Genomic DNA, 19,096 nt, shown 5'->3' with positions numbered 1-19,096 from the left:
ATTTATTCATAGATATTCATATAATCGGGCTTAAATATTAGTTTAACCTTACGAAATCCGCTTTAAAATCTTAAAAAGTGACGATGTTCGAAGAAATTTTTAAACGAATTTTAAATGATTTATTTAAAAGTTCTATATTAAAAGAAAAAAAAGATAATAAAGGATATATACGGAGATATTCTAAAAAATAATAATTTAAATATCTTTAATTTTATTTCCAAGGTCTTTTCCAAGATTATAACAGTTTTCAAGTTCTTTTTCATCAGGAATATAATATAATTCGTAATTATCTAATACATTAAATCCGTAAGAATTAAGTTCAGATGCAATTTTTTCAACTGCCCCTCCCCTTCCACCCATTGATCCAAATGTAATTGCCAACTTCTTAAGTCCCGTTCTATCAAACCTTAAACCTCTTAAGTAATACATTAAATCTCCAATACTTGGATATGGCTGGTCATTAATTGTAGGGATTCCAAATAAAACTGCCTTACTGTCAAGAATATCTTTTACAATTTCACTTCTTTCATCGTTATGTAAATTATAAATTACAACATCAATTCCCTCAGATAAAAGTCCTTCAGCAAATGCGTGAGCCATTTTTTGAGTCGAATAGTGCATTGTATCATAAACAATTGTGGCTTTATTTTTACATTTTCCAGTTGCAAAATCTTGATATGCAGAAATTACTTTCATAGGGTCAGTCCAAATCTGCCCATGAGATGGAGCAATCATTTTTATATTTTCAAGTAGCCCTAAAGAAATAACCTGCTCAAACTTCTTTAAAACAAGTTTTGACAATGGGGTAATCAAATTTGCATAAAATTTCTGGTTTGCATCCATAAGAACATTTTCTGGAATTTCATTATCAAATCTTTTAGTGTAGCATAGGTGCTGACCAAATGCATCATTTGAAAATAATATTCCTTCTTCACCATAAAGTGTAAACATACTATCAGGCCAGTGTAAAAGTGGAGCTTCTAAAAATGTTAAGGTTTTTCCACCTAAATCCACACTTTCAAGGGATTTTACAACTTTAAATGGAGCATCTTTTAAGCCAGTATAGTGTTTTTTAAGCCCTTCAACAGCAACTTCCGTACAGTAAATATTGGATTCTGGAAATTTTTTTGTAATTTCAACGAGTGCCCCACTATGGTCTTTTTCAACGTGATTTTGAACGATTACATCAATATTATATTTTCGCCCTTCTTTTTCAAAAGCATCTTTAATTCTTCCCCACATCTGGGCAGAGGTTCCGGGGTAAACGTTATCAATTAAAGCTACTTTTTCAGTTCCAAATACTAAATATGCATTATAAGTAGTTCCCTTTAATGTGTAACCGTGGTATGACCTTATATCCCAGTCATATGTTCCAACCCAGTATACGCCATCGCTTATTTTTACTGCATCTGCCTTCATATTATCCCTCTAAAAAAATCAAAAAATCGTAATAGGTTATATTAAATAATTAATATATGAAATAATTCATTTAAATAATTTTATTATTAATTTTTTATTGCAATAGGGTTATTTAAAAAAAGAAGAGAAATTATACTAAAATGGATACTAATTTTAGAGATTAATTATTTAAAATATTTTTCAATAATTAAGCCTTTTTTTTCACATATCTTTTTTAATTTACCGTATAATATCTCATCAAGTTCAAAACCATTTATCTTTTCATCAGAATTTCGTTTTTCAATGTCTCCAGGAATTAATATTTCGGAAAAACCCTTTGAACGACTTGAATTTTTTATTTCGTCAACTAAAAAATCCGTTTTTTCCAAAAATTCGTCTTTATTTCCAAAAAATTCGGGATTTATTGCAATAAAGAAATCTCCTTTCGTACATCGTTCACTAGCATCTGCAGTTCCCTTCACATTAGTTCCAATTTCCCCGCCACCCAACGCAGAAAGTATTTCTACCGCCATTGCAATTCCATATCCTTTAATCCCGCCAAATGGTAAAATACTTCCCATAAGTGCTTTTTCAGGGTCAGTAGTAATGTTTCCATCAACATCAACTGCGGAATTTTCAGGTAGTTTTTTCCCTAACCTCTTAGCTTCAAAGATTTTACCCCTTGCAACCAAAGCTGTTGCCATATCAAGCGAGTATTTATGTTTTTTTCCAGCAATTGCAATTGCTATTGGGTTAGTCCCCAAAATTTTGTCTTTTCCACCATATGGCGCCATTGCAGGTTCAGTGTTCGTTATTGCAATTCCAATCATCCCATTTTTATAGGCTATTTCGGAGTAATGGCCCGTAATTCCAAAATGATTTGAATTATACGTGGAAACTGCACCAATTCCTACATTTTTTGCCTTTTCTACCGCCAATTCCATCGCCAACTGTCCGGTAACGTATCCTAATGCTAAATCCCCGTTTATGGTTGCAGTTGCAGGACTTTCACGTTCGATTTTTATTTCGGGATTAATTTTAATATTTCCAGTTTCAATTCCAATAATTGTTTGTGGAAATCTACCGATTCCGTGTGACGTGAATCCTTTTAAGTCAGCTTCGGTGTAAATTTCTGCAGTAATTTTTGCATGTTCTTCTTTAACGCCATATTTAACTAAAATATCGGTAATCAACTTTATTTCCCCTTCTGGAGTTATTATCATTCTGTCACCTAAAGCTTTAAATAACCCATATTATAGTAAACAACGCTTCCATCCGCGTCAACAATAGCAATTACTAGTTCTTTTCTAACAGAATGTGCAACCCTAACGAATCCTGTAATTTCAGAAATTTCGCAGGGTATTTCTTCTGAAAATACTTTTACAAGATATTTGGAATGTACTTCATCAATGTTGCTTCTTTCATAAAGTCTGAAGTCAGAACCATATTTTAAGCCAGTTCTTACCGTATATCCCCTATTTCTAAGGTCTTTATACACCAAATACCTAATACATAATTTTTTATCAATTACATGTGCAATTTCATGCAGTTCTTCAAAAGAAAGAATTTTATTTTTTTTATCCCTAATTAATACCCAGTCTTTAGCTACTAAATAAAGGGCTTCAACATAAGAAAGTGATAAAAAGTTTTCATGAAGTTCCCCATACCTTTTTTCATTTAGTCGAGATATTCCATCTTTATCATAGATTACAATTCTTTCATCTGAAAGCTTTGCAGGAATAGTTTTTTTAGGTTTTGCCATCATTTATCTCCTAGTTAATTCAAAGTAAAGAATAGAATGAATGTCCATTCGATTCAAAATGTTTACCTTATTATATACTAGAGAAAACTATATATAGTTTTTAAAAATATTTATTATGATTCAGGATATACGTAATTTTAAATTTATTTCTCTTATAAAGCGAAGTCTTTGGCTTTGGGGTGTATGCTTTGCATTTGATTAAAAATGTTAAAAATCTCGATTTTATGGAAAATCAAGATAAAATTCAAAATTTGATAACCTTAAAAGCAGATATCAAAAAAAGCCAAAAATTTCAGTAGCAATAGCTTTTTTACACTAATTATTGTAATAATTATAAAAATAATTGTAAATTAATATATTTAAAGCGATGACTATTTTTTAAGGTGTGTATATGAGCGAAAATTCATCAACGGACATGTATTTATTTAAAAAATCATTAAAAGAACTAAAAGGAAAGCGTGGAAAGGGGACAGAGCTTATAAGTGTATACGTTCCAGCAGGAAGACGTCTTTCGGACATTTCTCAGCATTTAAGGCAAGAACTTTCACAGTCTTCAAATATAAAAAGTAAAACAACAATGAAAAACGTACAGTCAGCAATAGAGGTAATTTTACAGAGATTAAAACTGTTAAAAGAACCTTTAGAAAAAGGAGTTATTATATTTGCAGGAATGATTCCAAGAGGAGGCCCTGGAACAGAAAAAATGGAAGTATATGTTCTTGAACCGCCAGAACCTGTAAAAACGTTTATTTATCGATGTGACTCTGAATTTTATACTGAATCTTTAGAAGACTTTATTCAGGATACTGAAGTTTATGGGGTAATTTTGGTAGATAGAAATGAGGCTACAATTGGAACTGTTAAGGGAAAAACGATAACCGTTCTAAAGAAATTAACCAGCGGTGTTCCAGGAAAATTCAAGGCGGGAGGGCAATCTGCAAGGAGACTTGAGCGACTTATCGATGATGCGGCCCACCAATTCATGGTAAGAATTGGGGAATATTCAACAGAATCGTTCATGCCAATTTTAGAAGAGAAAAAACTAAGGGGTCTGTTGATAGGTGGCCCAGGAAATACTAAAAATGAATTTGCAGAAAAAGACTTTTTGCACCATGAATTAAAGAAAAAAATTATCGATACATTTGACCTCTGTTATACTGAGGAATTTGGTATAAGGGAGCTTTTAGAAAAAGCTTCAGATCTTTTAAGGGATTTAGATTTGATGAAGGAGAAAAATTTAATTCAAAAATTCTTTAAAGAGTTAATAAAAGATGACGGTGGCCTTTCAGCATACGGTGAATCGCAGGTAATGAGATATCTTGAAATGGGCGCAATAGATACCTTGATAGTTACAGAAGATATTGAATTAACAAGGGTTACAATAAAATGTAATAACTGTAACTTTAAACAGGAAATAAATGTAAAAACAAGGGACCTTTATAAATTTGAAGATGAGGTAAAGACAAAAATCTGTAAACAATGTTCCGGTTCAATGTATATTGAAGAAGAAAAAGACATTATTGAGTATCTATCGGAACTTTGTAACATTCATAATTCTGATATAGTCGTAGTTTCAACAGATACTGAAGAAGGAAGCCAAATTTCAAAGGCATTTAAAGGCATGGCTGCAATTTTAAGATATAAAATATAAATTACCAATCTAACACTTTTTAACTATTTTGGATAAATTGCATATATTTTGGATTTTATTGGTGGTTTTCATGTTTTTTGAGTATTCGCTAAAAACTAAGTTTAGGGAAGAATTAATTGATATTTCAAGTCAAATTAGGGAATCTCTGGAAAAATCAAAGGTATTGGAAGGAATTATTGTAGTTTTTACGCCACATACTACCTCAGCAATTACCATAAATGAAAATGCAGACCCTTCCGTTAAAAAAGACATTATAAAATTTTTAAACGAAAAAATACCTTCTAACTATGACTTTTCACATTATGAAGGCAATTCTGATGCGCATTTAAAAAGTTCGTTTTTTGGCCCATCACTAACTTTAATCGTAAAAAATGGAAAATTAATTCTTGGAACGTGGCAAGGGGTTTATTTTTGCGAGTTTGACGGCCCAAAAAGCAGAAATTTTTACGTAAAAGTAATCCGTGGATAAAGATTCAATTCCAGTTACCGAGCAATTTTTTGAAATACTTAAAAAGTAAATGATTTATAATGTAAATACGAAAGATTAATAAACATTTTTAAACCAACGCTAAGATAAACAATATTTGAAGGTGAAACTATGATTGCAGAAATTAAAACAAATATGGGATCAATGAAATTAAAGTTATTTGACGATAAAGCCCCAATTACTGTTAAAAACTTTAAAAAATATGCTGAAACTGGTTTTTATGATGAAATAATATTTCATAGGGTAATCAAAGGATTTATGGCACAAGGTGGCGGATTTACAAAAGACGGACTTCAAAAAGACACATTTGAACCTATCAAGAATGAAGCTAAGAATGGCCTTTCAAATAAACGGGGAACTATCGCAATGGCTAGAACTAATGCTATTAACTCTGCAACAAGCCAATTTTTCATAAATACGGTTGATAATGCATTTTTAAACTACCAAAACGACCAAAACTATGGATATGCAGTATTTGGTGAAATGATTGAAGGTTTTGACGTACTTGATAAAATAGAGTTGGTAAAAACTGGAAATAGGGGATACTTTCAAGACTGGCCTGTTACAGATGTAATAATTGAAAAAGTTATAATTGAAGAATAATATTTAAATTTATAAAAAAATAGAATATTAAAAATTTTAATACCCTTTTATTTTTTTTAGTATTATTTTTAGAACTTATTTAAATATTATTTAAAAATTAATTGCCTTTTTAATTGAAAGAGATACCCGATTTTTTTCAAAGTCAATACCCAATACGAAAACGTTAACAACATCGCCAACTGAAATTACTTCAAGAGGATGCTTTATAAATCTGTCCGAAACTTCAGAAATGTGGATAAGCCCGTCATGATGTACCCCTATGTCTACAAAAGCGCCAAAATCAACAATATTCCTAATCGTTCCTTTTAAAATCATTCCTTCCTTTAAATCTTCAAATTTTAAGACATCGCTCCTTAAAACTGGTTTTTCTACATCGTCTCTTGGGTCTCTTCCTGGTTTTTCAAGTTCACGAATAATATCCAATAGTGTTGGAATGCCAGTATTTAATTTATCTGCCAATTTTTCAATATTTTTAATATCTTTAATACTTTCAATTTTTTCGGAAATTTTATTCATTTTATTATAGTTAATTTCGTTTAAGGAAAGATTTAACTCATTAAGTAAATTTTCAGCAATTTTATACGACTCAGGATGTACGCTTGTATTATCAAGCAGGTTTTTACCATTTTGGATCCTTAAAAATCCGGCACACTGCTCAAACGCTTTTTTACCTAGTTTTTTAACATTTAAAAGTTCTTTTCTTGAATTAAATTTTCCGTTTTTAATTCTATAATTTACAATATTTTTTGCAATTTCTTTGTTAATTCCAGAAACATAATTTAAAAGTGAAACTGATGCAGTATTTAAATCAACACCAACCGAGTTTACACACGATTCAACAACTGCGCCCAAACTTTCTGATAATTTTTTCTGGTTCATATCATGTTGGTACTGTCCAACGCCGATTGATTTAGGGTCAATTTTTACCAATTCTGCTAAAGGGTCTTGAAGTCGTCTTGCAATAGATGCTGCACTTCTAACTCCAACGTCATATTCTGGAAATTCTTCAAAACCGAGTTCTGACGCAGAATATACAGATGCTCCCGCTTCATTTACAATAACATATTTTAAATTACGATCAAGTTCTTTTAAAAGTTCGGATACAATAATTTCGGATTCCCTTGAAGCAGTTCCATTCCCAATTGCAATTATATCTATATTGTAATTATTTACCAGTTCCTTAACAGTCTTTTTTGTTTCTAAAGTTTTATTATGTGGCTCTGTCGGGTAAACTACGTCTTTATCCAATAATTTTCCGGTTTCATCAACAACTGCCAATTTACAGCCAGTTCTAAATGCTGGATCCCAGCCCAAAACAACTTTTCCTTTTATTGGCGGTTGAAGTAGCAGCTGCTTTAAATTTTTTGAAAATACTGAAATTGCCCCTTCTTCTGCCTTTTCTGTTAAGCTATTTCTAATTTCTCGTTCAATTGAGGGCGAAATTAATCGTTTATATCCATCTATTATGGTATCTTTTAAAATACTGGCCGTTTCTGAATTTTCAATTATTATCTGGCCATTTAGCCAATTTAAAATTAATTCAACAGGAGGTTCAATTTTTACGCTAAGTATCTTTTCCTTTTCCCCCCGATTTATTGCAAGAATCCTGTGTCGTGGAATTTTACTTAACTGTTCATTATATTCATAATACATTTCGTAAACTGACTTTAAATCTTTGTCCTTTGCTTTTACAGTGATTATTCCTTTAGAATATGTTTTTTCACGAATAAATTTCCGATAATCTGGATTATCTGAAATTTCTTCTGCAATAATATCCTGTGCTCCAAAAATTGCATCTTCTATCGAATTTACTTCAAGTTTTGGGTTTAAAAATTCTTTAGCAAGTTCTTCAACTGGTTTTTCCAGTTTTTGTTTTAAAATAACTTCTGAAAGTGGTTTTAAACCCTTACTTTCAGCAATTATTGCCCTTGTTTTCCTTTTTGGTCTAAATGGTCTATAAATATCCTCAATTTCAGTTAAAGTTTCTGAATTTTCAATTTTTTGTTTAACTTCTAAAGTTAATTTGCCTAAAACATCTATTAATTTAATAGTCTGAGCTTTTTTATCTTCTAAATTTCTTAAATAATTTAATTTCTCAAAAAAATTCCTCAAAGTAACGTCATCAAGTGAGCCCGTTACTTCTTTTCGATATCTTGCAATAAATGGAATTGTATTTCCTTCGTCAATTAAATTAACGGTATTTTCAACCTGAAATGGTTTTAAATTAAATTCTTTTTGTAATTTTTGAAAAATATCCATTTTAATCCTCTAAAAAATAAAAAATCGATAGTTAATAACTTTAATTAATCTTTATATAATTAATCTTTATTTAGTAATTTTTTTCAATTTTGCAATAAAAAATGGCTCGTTTGGAGGAATTACTTTTAATGTACCTTTTATTTCACCATCTATTACATTAATGCCGGGAAAATCTTCTTTATTTAACTCTATAAGTTCCATATTTTTGTAAGTTTTTAGAATGTAGCTAATAATTTCTTCGTCTTCCTCGATTTCAGGAGAGCAAGTACTGTAAACCAGTTGTCCACCCTCACTTAAAACTTCAATTGCCGTTCTAAATAGTTCAACCTGTCTTTTTGCACAAAACAGTATATCTCGTTTTGTTTTAACCCTATCACTATCTTTGATTTCATTTCCAGTACATGGGGCATCTAACAGTATTTTATCAAATTTTAAATTTTTATTCAGGTTTATTGCATTTGTATTCAGCATTATTATGTTTTTTATCCCCATCCTGTTGATGTTTGACCTAAGGCTTTTTAAACGATTTTTGTTTATTTCAACAGCAACAATACATCCTTCATTTTCCATGAGTTGTGAAAGATGAGTTGTTTTTCCGCCAGGTGCAGAACACATATCTAGTACTTTATCATCTTTAGTTGGGTTTAAAACAATTGAAGGAATTATTGAAGAGATACTTTGTAAAAAATAAAGTCCAGAAAGGTATTCTGGAGTAGCCCCCATTGAAAAAGGGGATATTTTAACTCTAAATACGTAATTTAGAAATGTATCTTCCAAAACAACATTTTTTTCCTCAAGTCGTTTTTTAAGTTCCTCTGGACTGATTTTTAACGTGTTTACCCTTATAAATTGTAAATTTTCCAAAAAATACCACCACGTGATAAAAATATTTTAATAACTATTCAATAAAATTTTAACAGTATTTTGATAAAATCTATACTTTTTTAAATTACATTATCTTTACCGCTTTTTAAATGCAACTGTTTTTGAAACTTAAGCCACGCAAAAACTGTTATAACTGCCAATATTAAAGTTGAAATATATCCTACAAAATCATGAAAAAATGAAAGCATTCCAAAATGATTTGCTAAAATACTTGTAATAACAATTCTAATAATGTTTCCAGTATAAATTATCCCGGTACAAAAAATCCCTCCAAAAATGAACTCCTTTATGGATTTACTTACTGAAAAAACAAAGCCAAGTAGTATTGAAATAGTCGTAACGCTAGTACATGCTTTTACAATCATTATTGAAATATTTGAAAGGTTTATTAAATTTCCATCTAAACTAGAATAACCAATCAAATTTAAGATAAAGTGGCTTTGATATGCAATGGGGTAAATTAAAAACGATTCAAGAGGCATTATAATAAAATATATGGAAATTGACGAAACCATAAATTTTAAAAGTAATATTGATTTATTAATTTTTTCCATAATGATTCCTTTTTTTTATTTTTACCACTTATGAACATACCCTTCAAAAGTAATATTGTTTCCATCAACGGTTTTTCCCGATTCAACAACTTTTCCAAATTTAGTTACTGTATTTATTCCTTTTAACACTTTTTTAGCATTTTTAAAATCTTTAACTGTAAATAAAAGCTCAAATTCTTCGCCACTATTTAACGCAATATCTATTAAATTTATATCAAATTTTTCTGAGAATTCAACTACATCTTTTGGAACTGCCTTTAATAATTCTTTGGAATAAATTTCAAAGAAACCTACATGGTTTAAATCCTTTGAAAGTCCATCAGAAATGTCTGAACAAGATGTAACCACATTATTTAATGAAATTCCTTCTAAAACACGTGCTTTAGGTTCAGATAACTTTTTAATTATTTCTGGAAATTCCTCAATTAATTTTTCAAATTTTAATTTATCAATAATTCCATTTTTACTCATTTCAAGAATTTTTAATGCACAAAAAACTCTTCCAATGGTTCCAGTAATGCATATTTCATTGCCTAAATTTCCACCCCGATATATGGGGTTATTTGTAATTCCAAAGGCAGTACCTGAAAGCGTTAATTCTTTTGATTTATTTGTGTCCCCACCTACAATTGGACAGCCATACTCTTTTGAAATAAAATTCATTCCTTTAGACATTTCGTCAATAAATTTTAAATCGGGTTTATCAAATCCCATTGAAATTACCATTCCTAACGGTTTTGCACACATTGCGGCAATATCGGATACGTTTGCTGTAACAATTCTCATTCCAATTTGAAATGGCGTTAGAATTTCTGGAAAGTGCGTTGACCTAAACATCATGTCGGTAGTTATTACAAGGTGCTGATTTTCAAGTTTGAAAACTGCACAATCATCCCCTATTCCCCTTTCAACACCATTTTTGTATGAAATATTTTTTGAAATTATATTAATAATGTCAAACTCGTTCATTTTTACCCTTTTTTCATTAACTTTTTGTAAGTTTAATTATTTTCAATATTATTTTCAAATTAGCTCTATTTTATAATACGGTACAATCACCTTTATATAGAAAATCCGAGATAATAGTTCTGAAACAGTAAAGATTAAAAAAATCTTTAAATTTTCATGAAATTTACTTCCGAAGTATTGGTGGATGATGAACGGAGTAGCTTCTGATTTATGAGGAAAGATGGGCGAGCTGACACCAATTTTTATTTTGATAGGTATTTTTAAACTAAAAAATAAATACTGTTTTTAACCACTATTTTATATTTTTTTAATATTTCAAAAATTGTTTTAAATGGTTAAATGGTCAGGGCTGAAAAAAATGGCAATTAAAAACGTTTCTATAGTTTATCCCAATAAGTTTACGGGGGGAATTGCATGCCTTGCAGTTCACGTACTAAATAGCCACTTAAATAGCTATAGGGATATTTTTTCAAATGTATACTTTATTGAAAACTATTCAGAAATAAAGAATAACGATGCCATTTTAATAACCCTCCAATATGAAAATGATTATTTTAATGCTTTAAAGATTGTTGAAGAACTAAGATTAAAAAATAAAAATGCCATTTTTATTGCAGGAGGCCCTTGTGCAATTTCAAATCCGCTTCCAATGGCAGAATTTTTTGATGCATTCGTTATTGGCGAAATTGAAAATACTGATATTCTTTACGAACTTATAAATGGAAATTTTAACGTTCAGGGGGTTTTTTTACCGTCTAAATTAGATGAAGATAAGAAAATAAAAAGAATTTACCCAAAAAAACTTGATGTTAATAATTATCCTGTAAAACAGCAAACGCATGAATCTGGAGCATATGGGAAAGCATATTTGCTTGAAATTGGAAGGGGATGTATTAGAAAATGCGGATTTTGCATGGCAAAGTGCATTTATAGCCCCCCAAGATATCGAAAAATTGACGATTTAAAATACTTAGTTGACGAGGGTTTAAAATATACTGATGCGAATAAAGTTGCATTAATTGCGCCATCCGTAAGTGATTATAAAAACATTCTTGAACTTTGCGAATACATTTCGGAAAAAAATGTTTTAATTTCTCCGTCGTCATTAAGGGCCGATACAGTTACAGACGAACTTTTAAAGCTTTTAAATCTAAAAACACTTACAATTGCACCTGAAGCTGGAAGCGAAAGTCTTAGAAATTTAATTGATAAAGAACTAAATGAAGAAAGTATATTTAATGCAATAGAAATTGCAAAAAAACATGGGATTAACACGGTAAAACTTTACTACATGGTAGGATTTCCAAATGAAACTCCCGAAGATATAAGTGAAATTATAACGCTTACAAAAAAGATAAAAGAGCGAGTTAGAAAGGTCGATGTAAGTATAAACCCAATGGTTCCAAAACCACACACAAAATTTGAAATGTCGGAATTTAACCTTAATTCAAAATCCACGATAAAATACATTGAAAAAGAACTTAAAAAGTCAAAAGTATCTGTAGATTATGAAAATTTTAATTCAATGGTTACTCAAACAATTCTTGCAAGAGGGGGACTTGAAATTTCAAAAGCTCTAAAAATTACAAAAACTCCAAGCAAACTTGCTAGTTACGTTGATAAAAATATTTACTTATCTAAACTAACAAAAAAACCATGGGGTTTTATAGAACTTTAAATAAAGGATAAAGAGTAATTTAAGAGAATTATGGACTAACATATAGTTCACTTTTTATTTGACAGATAATTTTTATTTAACGAATAATTAGGAAATAATAATTTAAAGGTGATATAATGGCAATACTCGGACTTGTTGGAAAACCAAATGTTGGAAAATCTACAACATTTAATGCAATGACGGAAAAAGTTGCAGATGTTGGAAATTACCCGTTTACAACAATAAATCCAAATATCGGAACTTCTTTTGTTACAAAACCATGTCCTTGCAGTACTTTAAATTTAAAATGCAGCCCAAACAATTCAAAATGTTTTTCCGGTGTCCGTAATATCCCTGTTGAAATTATTGACGTTGCAGGACTTGTTCCAGATGCCCACAAGGGTAAAGGGATGGGTAATAAATTTTTAGATGATTTAAGGCAGGCAGATGCTTTTATACTTGTAGTTGATGCAAGTGGCAAAACTGATTTAGAAGGAAATATTACTGAAGACCACGACCCTATCATGGACGTTAAATTCCTTTTAAATGAGCTTGATATGTGGATATACGGGATTTTAACTAAAAACTGGGAAAGGCTTTCAAGGAGAGCGCAACAGGAAAAAAACGTTTTAAAAAGTATACACGAACAATTAAGTGGTTTAAATATTTCTGAAAATCAGGTTGCAGCAGCTTTAAGGAACTTAGATGAAAGCCCAATGAAATGGACTGAAAGTGATATTTTAACTCTTTCAACAAATTTAAGGAAGGCATCAAAACCAATGATTATAGCTGCAAACAAGGCTGATCATGAAAATGCAGAAAAAAATATTGAAAAATTAAAGGAAGAATTTAAGGAGTTTTCAGTAATTCCTACGTCTTCGGAAATAGAACTTGCACTAAAAAAAGCAGAAAAAGCAGGTTTAATCAATTACAATGGTAAAAAAATGGAAATAATTGATGAAACCCGCTTAAACGATGCTCAAAAGAACGCATTAAACTATATGAAAAATTATCTTGAAAAATTTGGCGGAACAGGAATTCAAAATTTAATTAACAATGCTTATTTTGACCTATTAAACATGATTGTAGTATATCCCGTTGAAGACGAGGGTAAATTCTCAGATAAAAAAGGAAATGTTTTACCGGATGCGTATTTGCTTAAAAAAGGTTCAACAGCAAGAGAACTTGCGTTTAAAATCCATACTGAAATAGGGCAAAAATTTATATATGCAGTTGATGCAAGAAAAAAACTTAGAATTGGTGCCGATCAGGAATTGAATGACGGAGATATTATAAAAATAGTTTCTGCAGCATAAATTTCTTTTAATTTTTGAATTTGGTAAGTTACTTAAAATTAAAAATTTTTAACAGCATCATACTTTTAAAAATTTTAAAAGTTTTTTATTTTAAAACTTTTTTTAGGTTATTTATAAATTGGAAGAAGTACGTGTATTGTAGTTCCCTTTCCAACCCTACTTTCAACCCAGATTGAACCTTCATGGGCTTCAATAATTTTTTTACATGCAATAAGTCCAAAATTTGGGTCACCAACGTTTTCGACTTTTGAAGAGAAACTTTCACTATAAAAGTCTTTAAATATATTATTTAACTCTTCTTTTGGAATTCCAACTCCTTGATCAGTTACTTCCAAGTGGAAATTTTCACCTTCAGTGTACCCTCCAACTGTAACTTTTGAATATGGTTTTGTAAATGAAATTGCATTTTCGACCAAATTTTCAAGAACTTGGTTTATTTTAATTCTATCTCCTTTTATAACCACATTGTCAATATCTTGAAGCAGCACGACATTTTTTTCATTTGCAAAATTTTTCACATTGTCAATTATCTCAGAAACTGCATTTTTAATATTTACTCCATCAAGCTTAACTTTATTTTCAAGAGAATCTACTTTTACAAGGTCTTTAATGTTTTCAACATGCCTTCTAAGCCGGTTTACATTTTCATAAACTACCTCAATAAATTCTTTCTGAGTTTCTGTTAGTTTTCCTGCGGCTCCTTCCCTTAATAATTCTAAATATCCTTTAATTGATGTAAGGGGCGTTCTTAATTCATGAGACACTGCTGATAATAATTCTGTTTTTAATTTATCACGATCTTTTAATTCATCGTAAGACTCTTCAATTCTTTCAGCACGCTCTTTTAATTTCTCATGTGCTAAATTTACTTCGATTGCCATATGGTTAAATGAATCGGCTAATTCTTCTATTTCATCTCCTGTTTTAATATCTGCACGATGCTTATAGTTACCGTCTTTGAATATCTCTACGGATTCTTTAAGTTTTAATATTGGTTTTGTAATTGATGATGAAATAATAAATGCTATAAATACTGCAGATAACATTGCATATATTCCTGCAAACAATAGCTCTTTTATTACTTTATTTTTAAATGCAATAAATGGGGACTCTAATGAATTTACTACTAGCATCCCTATAACTTCACCATCTGAATTTGATATTGGTGCATATTTTGAAATGTATCTTTCACCCAAATATTCAAAAACGCCAAAATACCTACTTTTAGGAATATCTGGGCCATATATTATTTCAGGAGTTTTTTTACCTACGATATATTCTCCATTTTCAGTAATCGTAGTTGAAATTACTGTATCCCCTAAATAAATCGATGCTTCATCATTAGTAGATTCTTTAATTTTTTCTACCCCGTAATTTTCATTATTTATAATATCAACATATACAACAGAACCAATAACCTCATTTTCATAATATACTGGTGCTAACGCAAATATTACTAATGCATCTCCATCTAAATCATGGTCGTTATATTTTAAAGCTTCACTTTCAGGTAAAATTTCAAAAGAATGGGTAAAGCTATCCTTAAGTAGTTTTTTAACGTAATCGTTTATTTCTACATTATTTTCACTACTTGACTGTATAATGTTTCCTTCAGTATCAGTAAATGCTACAAGGTCAACTTCGGATTCTAATTTTAAATTATACGCAAAATCCGAAAGAAACTCTTTATCTTTTCTTTTTACAGCATCTTTTACAACATTTAAATTTGCAGTATACGAAGTCATGACATCAAATTCAACGAATGTTGATTCAAATCTTTCGTTTAAAATACCCATGTTTTTATCCATAATAGCTTCTTTATTTGAATCTATCAGGTTGGATGCCGTATTTATTGAAATATAGCTTAACATCAATACTGGAATAATTACAAGTATTATGGAATATAAAAGCAACTTATTTTTTATTTTGCCAGATGCATTTTTTTTCATTAGGTGCCCCCATTCATACTGTTATATTATAAATTAAATTTTTAATTATCAAAACTAACTTAAACCTAATTTTATTCTATTCTATTTTATTCTATTACATTAATACTTATCTAAACCACAAAAATAAAAATGTTACCATTTACACGGTAAATTAAAAAATGTTATTTTAATTTTTTTACCTTTACAAACTTATTTTATATTTGAAACAACTATTAAATAATAAAAAGTTAAATTTTTTATAGTAAATATTAATTTATATTTTTTGGTGGTAAAATGCAATGTCCTGTATGTAATGAAGAAACATGCATAAAAAAATCAGCTGTTGAATTATATAAAGAGTTAATAGCCTTATTTTTCAAATATCAAGATAAAGAAAGTTCTGTTACTTTTAAAAAACACCCTACTGTGGGAGAAATAGGCGCATGTGAAAAAACAGGCAAAAAAATCTGGTATTGTCCTTACTGTGATTCCCCTTTTGCAGAAAATTACGAACTTGATAAAGTGACTATTGAATGCCCAAAGTGTAATCAAACCTTATGTATTCCCGTATCAAACAGGACATTTTGTTAATTTAAGTGATAAAATGTAAATTAAGATTTATTTATTTATTTATTTAGTCTTTTTAACATTTTTTAGTTTTAACATTTTTTAATCTTTTTTAGTCTTTTTTAATCTTTTTTTAGCCTTTTCATAAGACTCTTCTGGAGTATTTTTTTCTTCTCCAAGGTATTTATAAACCGTTTCTGCATGTTTTATATATTCTTCTTCTGGAGGCGCATTTCCGATGTAAAGCCCATTACAGTGTTCCAAAAACCAAGGATCATACGTTAAACACAATTCACTATTTTTAATTTGTATGGAGTAAGGCCTTAACCTACAAATTATGGGCCTTACTTTATAGATTTTGCACCGTTTATTTTCATCTAAAAATACGCATTTTTCCTTAGATTTTTTAATTTTCCCAGTAAATTTGTCAAAATTTGAAAGATATTTTTTAGTAAACTCTTCAAATTTGAGGTTTAAATGCCCAGATATATTTGCAATATCTTTTTTAGAAACACTTGGGCAGTCACAACAACTGCCGCAAAACTTACATTTCCATGCAATGTTTTTAGTATCTATTTTAATCTTTACTTCCACATTCTCACGTTTTAAATTCTTTTAAGATAGTTAATTTTAAATTTATATTAAAATGAATATCTAAAACATCTAAGATATTTTAAATATCTAAAATATTTAAAAAAGTTATTTAAAATTTAAAAGTACTCATGAACCTGTTTAATACATTCTAATACTAATTCAGCAGTTTTTTCAAGGTCGTTTAAATCTATAACTTCTACTGGAGTATGAATATATCTTGCAGGAACTGAAAGAACTCCTGTTGGAATACCTGTTTTTGTAAGGTGGATTGACGTGGCATCAGTGGTTCCACCTTCCCCTACTTCGTACTGTACTGGAATTTCTTTTGATTTTGAAACGTCCCTTACCATTTTTAAAACTTGTGAATGGGTTATAATTCCTCTTCCAGATGCATCAATAATTGTTGCAACAGGGCCTTTTCCAAGTTCAACTGGTGCATCCTCTAATTTAATTCCAGGATGGTCTCCACAAATTGTAACATCAAGAGCAAATGCAACATCAGGATTTATTCCATAGGAAGATGTTTTTGCACCTTTTAAACCAACTTCTTCCTGTACAGTACCAACAGCATACACCTGACACTTTAAATCAGTTTTACTTAATTCTTCTATAACCTTTAAAAGAACTGCACAACCTGCTCTGTTATCAAATGCCTTACATGAAACAGCATTTCCACCTAATTTTTCAAATTCGGATTTAAAAGAAATTGGAGTTCCTATTTGAACCCCCATTTTTTCAGCATCTTCTTTATTTTTAGCGCCAATATCAATAAACATATGTTCTGAACTTATTAATTTATTTTTTTCACTTTCTTTCATTTTATGGGGAGGTTTTGAACCAAGTACTCCAACAATATCCCCATTATCACTATGGACGATTACTTTCTGGTTTAAAAGCATTTGATCGTTAATTCCACCGATTTTTGCAAATTTTAAAAATCCCTTGTCATCAATGTATTTTACCATGAGCCCGATTTCATCCATATGCGCTGCAATCATTATTTTTGGGCCAATAGTTCCTTTTTTAGCAATTAAATTTCCAAGTTTATCTGTTTCAACACTATTGCAGTATTTTTCGAGCTCTTTTTTCATATATTCTCTTATTTTATCTTCTCTTCCGGAAATTCCGGGCTCAGTTGCAAGAACTTTCAAATAGTCAATTGTATTCATTAAATCACCCATGCGTTTGATTAACATATTTATAAATGTCTGATAACTTTATGTGATATATATGCTCTAATTTAAATATTAATGCGTTAAAGAAGTGATTTACTATTATTTATTAAATATACGCATAAAATAAAAGTTTAATATATTTTAAATTAAATTAGAGTAAATTAGAGTAAATTAGATTAATTAAAATTAATTCGAACATGATTATTAAATAAAAAATGATAGCTACTTTTTAAATTTTTATATTCTTAACAACCTTACAAAAAATTTATAAATAGATTTACTAATAATCAAGTACTAAATTATGTAATATCTTAAAATGTAAAAACTATACGGACAAAAAAAGTGCAAGTATTATAAATATTAGGCAATTATTTTATTTTTAGCACTTGTTTTTCTGTTAATATTAAAGTAACTTAGAAAGGATATTTATTTTGGTGAAAAAATGAAATGTAACAAACCTATGGATTATAAGCAGCTAAGTGAAAAATCAAAGGCATTGCGACACGATATCGTTAAAATGATAGGGATTGCAGAGTCTGGACATCCTGGTGGCTCACTTTCAGCAATCGATATTATTGTATCATTATTTTATAATATAATGAAATTCGATTGTAATAATCCAGAAATGCAATATAGGGATAGGTTTATTTTAAGTAAGGGGCACGCATGTCCCGCATTATATGTTACACTTGCAGATTTGGATTATTTTAAAAGGGAAGAGCTTTGGAAATTAAGGCAACTTGGGGCACTTTTACAGGGGCACCCGACAATTGAAATCCCGGGTGTTGAAGTAAATACTGGCTCTCTTGGACAGGGATTTTCGTCTTCAGTTGGAGTTGCAATCGGCTGTAAATTAAATAATTATGAAAATTACGTTTTTGTATTACTTGGAGATGGGGAGTGTCAGGAAGGCCAAATATGGGAAGCTTCAATGGCTGCATCACATTACAAACTTGATAACCTCATAGGCTTTGTTGATAGAAATAAACTCCAAATTGACGGATGTACTGAAGATGTAATGTGTTTAGGCGATTTAAAAGCTAAATTTAACGCATTTGGTTTTGATGTATTTGAAATTGATGGCCACAATTACGAAGAAATTATTAAAACTGTAGAAAATGCAAAATTGATGAAAAATGGAAAGCCAAAAATGATTATTGCAAATACTATAAAAGGAAAAGGCGTATCTTTCATGGAAAATAATGTGGGATTCCACGGAAAAGCACCAAATAAAGAAGAACTAAAAAAAGCACTTACAGAACTCGAATAAATTTTTCTAATAATTATGTAA

The 19,096-nt window shown here is 29.9% G+C and carries 17 protein-coding genes; 7 read left to right on the top strand and 10 right to left on the bottom strand.

Going from position 1 to position 19,096, the window contains the following annotated elements:
• Positions 1 to 195: 195 nt before the first annotated feature.
• From MEVAN_RS02330 to endA, 3 genes are all read right to left on the bottom strand, one after another.
• Positions 196 to 1,419, bottom strand: coding sequence for an FprA family A-type flavoprotein (locus MEVAN_RS02330; RefSeq protein WP_011972266.1), 1,224 nt, complete (start codon positions 1,417 to 1,419; stop codon positions 196 to 198).
• A gap of 164 nt (positions 1,420 to 1,583) precedes the next feature.
• Entirely contained in the window at positions 1,584 to 2,621 is a 1,038-nt protein-coding gene (comC, locus tag MEVAN_RS02325) for an L-sulfolactate dehydrogenase (RefSeq protein WP_011972265.1), read from the bottom strand.
• An 8-nt stretch (positions 2,622 to 2,629) separates the two neighbouring features.
• The gene (endA, locus tag MEVAN_RS02320; protein ID WP_011972264.1) at positions 2,630 to 3,163 is read right to left on the bottom strand and encodes a tRNA-intron lyase; all 534 of its coding nucleotides are present in this window, start codon (positions 3,161 to 3,163) and stop codon (positions 2,630 to 2,632) included.
• Between the two features lie 388 nt (positions 3,164 to 3,551).
• Between endA and prf1 the strand changes: the two genes are divergently transcribed.
• The 3 genes from prf1 to MEVAN_RS02305 all read left to right on the top strand — a co-directional run bounded on the left by prf1 (position 3,552) and on the right by MEVAN_RS02305 (position 5,901).
• A complete protein-coding gene (gene prf1 / locus MEVAN_RS02315) occupies positions 3,552 to 4,811 on the top strand; it encodes a peptide chain release factor aRF-1 (protein ID WP_011972263.1) in 1,260 nt (419 codons plus the stop codon).
• Between the two features lie 70 nt (positions 4,812 to 4,881).
• A complete protein-coding gene (locus tag MEVAN_RS02310; RefSeq protein WP_011972262.1) occupies positions 4,882 to 5,280 on the top strand; it encodes a secondary thiamine-phosphate synthase enzyme YjbQ in 399 nt (132 codons plus the stop codon).
• A 129-nt stretch (positions 5,281 to 5,409) separates the two neighbouring features.
• Complete coding sequence (locus tag MEVAN_RS02305; RefSeq protein ID WP_011972261.1) at positions 5,410 to 5,901, top strand: peptidylprolyl isomerase; 492 nt, start codon at positions 5,410 to 5,412, stop codon at positions 5,899 to 5,901.
• Between the two features lie 90 nt (positions 5,902 to 5,991).
• On the opposite strand, the gene MEVAN_RS02300 is transcribed toward MEVAN_RS02305, so the two are convergent.
• The 4 genes from MEVAN_RS02300 to thiL all read right to left on the bottom strand — a co-directional run bounded on the left by MEVAN_RS02300 (position 5,992) and on the right by thiL (position 10,568).
• Positions 5,992 to 8,160, bottom strand: a complete 2,169-nt coding sequence (locus MEVAN_RS02300; RefSeq protein ID WP_011972260.1) for a Tex family protein — start codon at positions 8,158 to 8,160, stop codon at positions 5,992 to 5,994.
• 66 nt (positions 8,161 to 8,226) lie between these two features.
• Positions 8,227 to 9,024, bottom strand: a complete 798-nt coding sequence (locus MEVAN_RS02295; RefSeq protein ID WP_011972259.1) for an NOL1/NOP2/sun family putative RNA methylase — start codon at positions 9,022 to 9,024, stop codon at positions 8,227 to 8,229.
• 80 nt (positions 9,025 to 9,104) lie between these two features.
• On the bottom strand, positions 9,105 to 9,599 hold the full coding sequence (gene artE / locus MEVAN_RS02290; RefSeq protein WP_011972258.1) for an archaeosortase family protein ArtE: 495 nt from the start codon (positions 9,597 to 9,599) through the stop codon (positions 9,105 to 9,107).
• 21 nt (positions 9,600 to 9,620) lie between these two features.
• A complete protein-coding gene (gene thiL, locus MEVAN_RS02285) occupies positions 9,621 to 10,568 on the bottom strand; it encodes a thiamine-phosphate kinase (RefSeq protein WP_011972257.1) in 948 nt (315 codons plus the stop codon).
• Positions 10,569 to 10,926: 358 nt separating this feature from the next.
• On the opposite strand from thiL, the gene MEVAN_RS02280 reads away from it, so the two are divergent.
• Together MEVAN_RS02280 and MEVAN_RS02275 are read left to right on the top strand one after the other, a co-directional pair.
• A complete protein-coding gene (locus tag MEVAN_RS02280) occupies positions 10,927 to 12,246 on the top strand; it encodes a B12-binding domain-containing radical SAM protein (RefSeq protein WP_011972256.1) in 1,320 nt (439 codons plus the stop codon).
• 116 nt (positions 12,247 to 12,362) lie between these two features.
• Positions 12,363 to 13,541, top strand: a complete 1,179-nt coding sequence (locus tag MEVAN_RS02275; protein ID WP_011972255.1) for a redox-regulated ATPase YchF — start codon at positions 12,363 to 12,365, stop codon at positions 13,539 to 13,541.
• Positions 13,542 to 13,648: 107 nt separating this feature from the next.
• Here MEVAN_RS02275 and MEVAN_RS02270 read toward each other — a convergent pair whose 3' ends face one another.
• Entirely contained in the window at positions 13,649 to 15,490 is a 1,842-nt protein-coding gene (locus MEVAN_RS02270) for an ATP-binding protein (protein WP_011972254.1), read from the bottom strand.
• 273 nt (positions 15,491 to 15,763) lie between these two features.
• Between MEVAN_RS02270 and MEVAN_RS02265 the strand changes: the two genes are divergently transcribed.
• On the top strand, positions 15,764 to 16,060 hold the full coding sequence (locus MEVAN_RS02265; RefSeq protein ID WP_011972253.1) for a hypothetical protein: 297 nt from the start codon (positions 15,764 to 15,766) through the stop codon (positions 16,058 to 16,060).
• A gap of 78 nt (positions 16,061 to 16,138) precedes the next feature.
• On the opposite strand, the gene MEVAN_RS02260 is transcribed toward MEVAN_RS02265, so the two are convergent.
• Both MEVAN_RS02260 and MEVAN_RS02255 read right to left on the bottom strand, forming a co-directional pair.
• On the bottom strand, positions 16,139 to 16,630 hold the full coding sequence (locus MEVAN_RS02260; RefSeq protein ID WP_011972252.1) for a YkgJ family cysteine cluster protein: 492 nt from the start codon (positions 16,628 to 16,630) through the stop codon (positions 16,139 to 16,141).
• A gap of 116 nt (positions 16,631 to 16,746) precedes the next feature.
• The gene (locus MEVAN_RS02255) at positions 16,747 to 17,799 is read right to left on the bottom strand and encodes a M42 family metallopeptidase (protein ID WP_011972251.1); all 1,053 of its coding nucleotides are present in this window, start codon (positions 17,797 to 17,799) and stop codon (positions 16,747 to 16,749) included.
• A gap of 448 nt (positions 17,800 to 18,247) precedes the next feature.
• Here MEVAN_RS02255 and MEVAN_RS02250 point away from each other — a divergent pair, with 448 nt between their 5' ends.
• Positions 18,248 to 19,075 (top strand): transketolase, encoded by an 828-nt coding sequence (locus MEVAN_RS02250; protein WP_011972250.1) that lies wholly within the window; start codon positions 18,248 to 18,250, stop codon positions 19,073 to 19,075.
• Positions 19,076 to 19,096 lie beyond the last annotated feature (21 nt).

This window comes from Methanococcus vannielii SB (assembly GCF_000017165.1).
In the GTDB taxonomy this organism is placed as follows: domain Archaea; phylum AGJL01; class Methanococci; order Methanococcales; family Methanococcaceae; genus Methanococcus; species Methanococcus vannielii.
The sequence above is the reverse complement of the archived record's forward strand: the minus strand, read 5'-3'. Positions and strand labels throughout refer to the sequence as shown.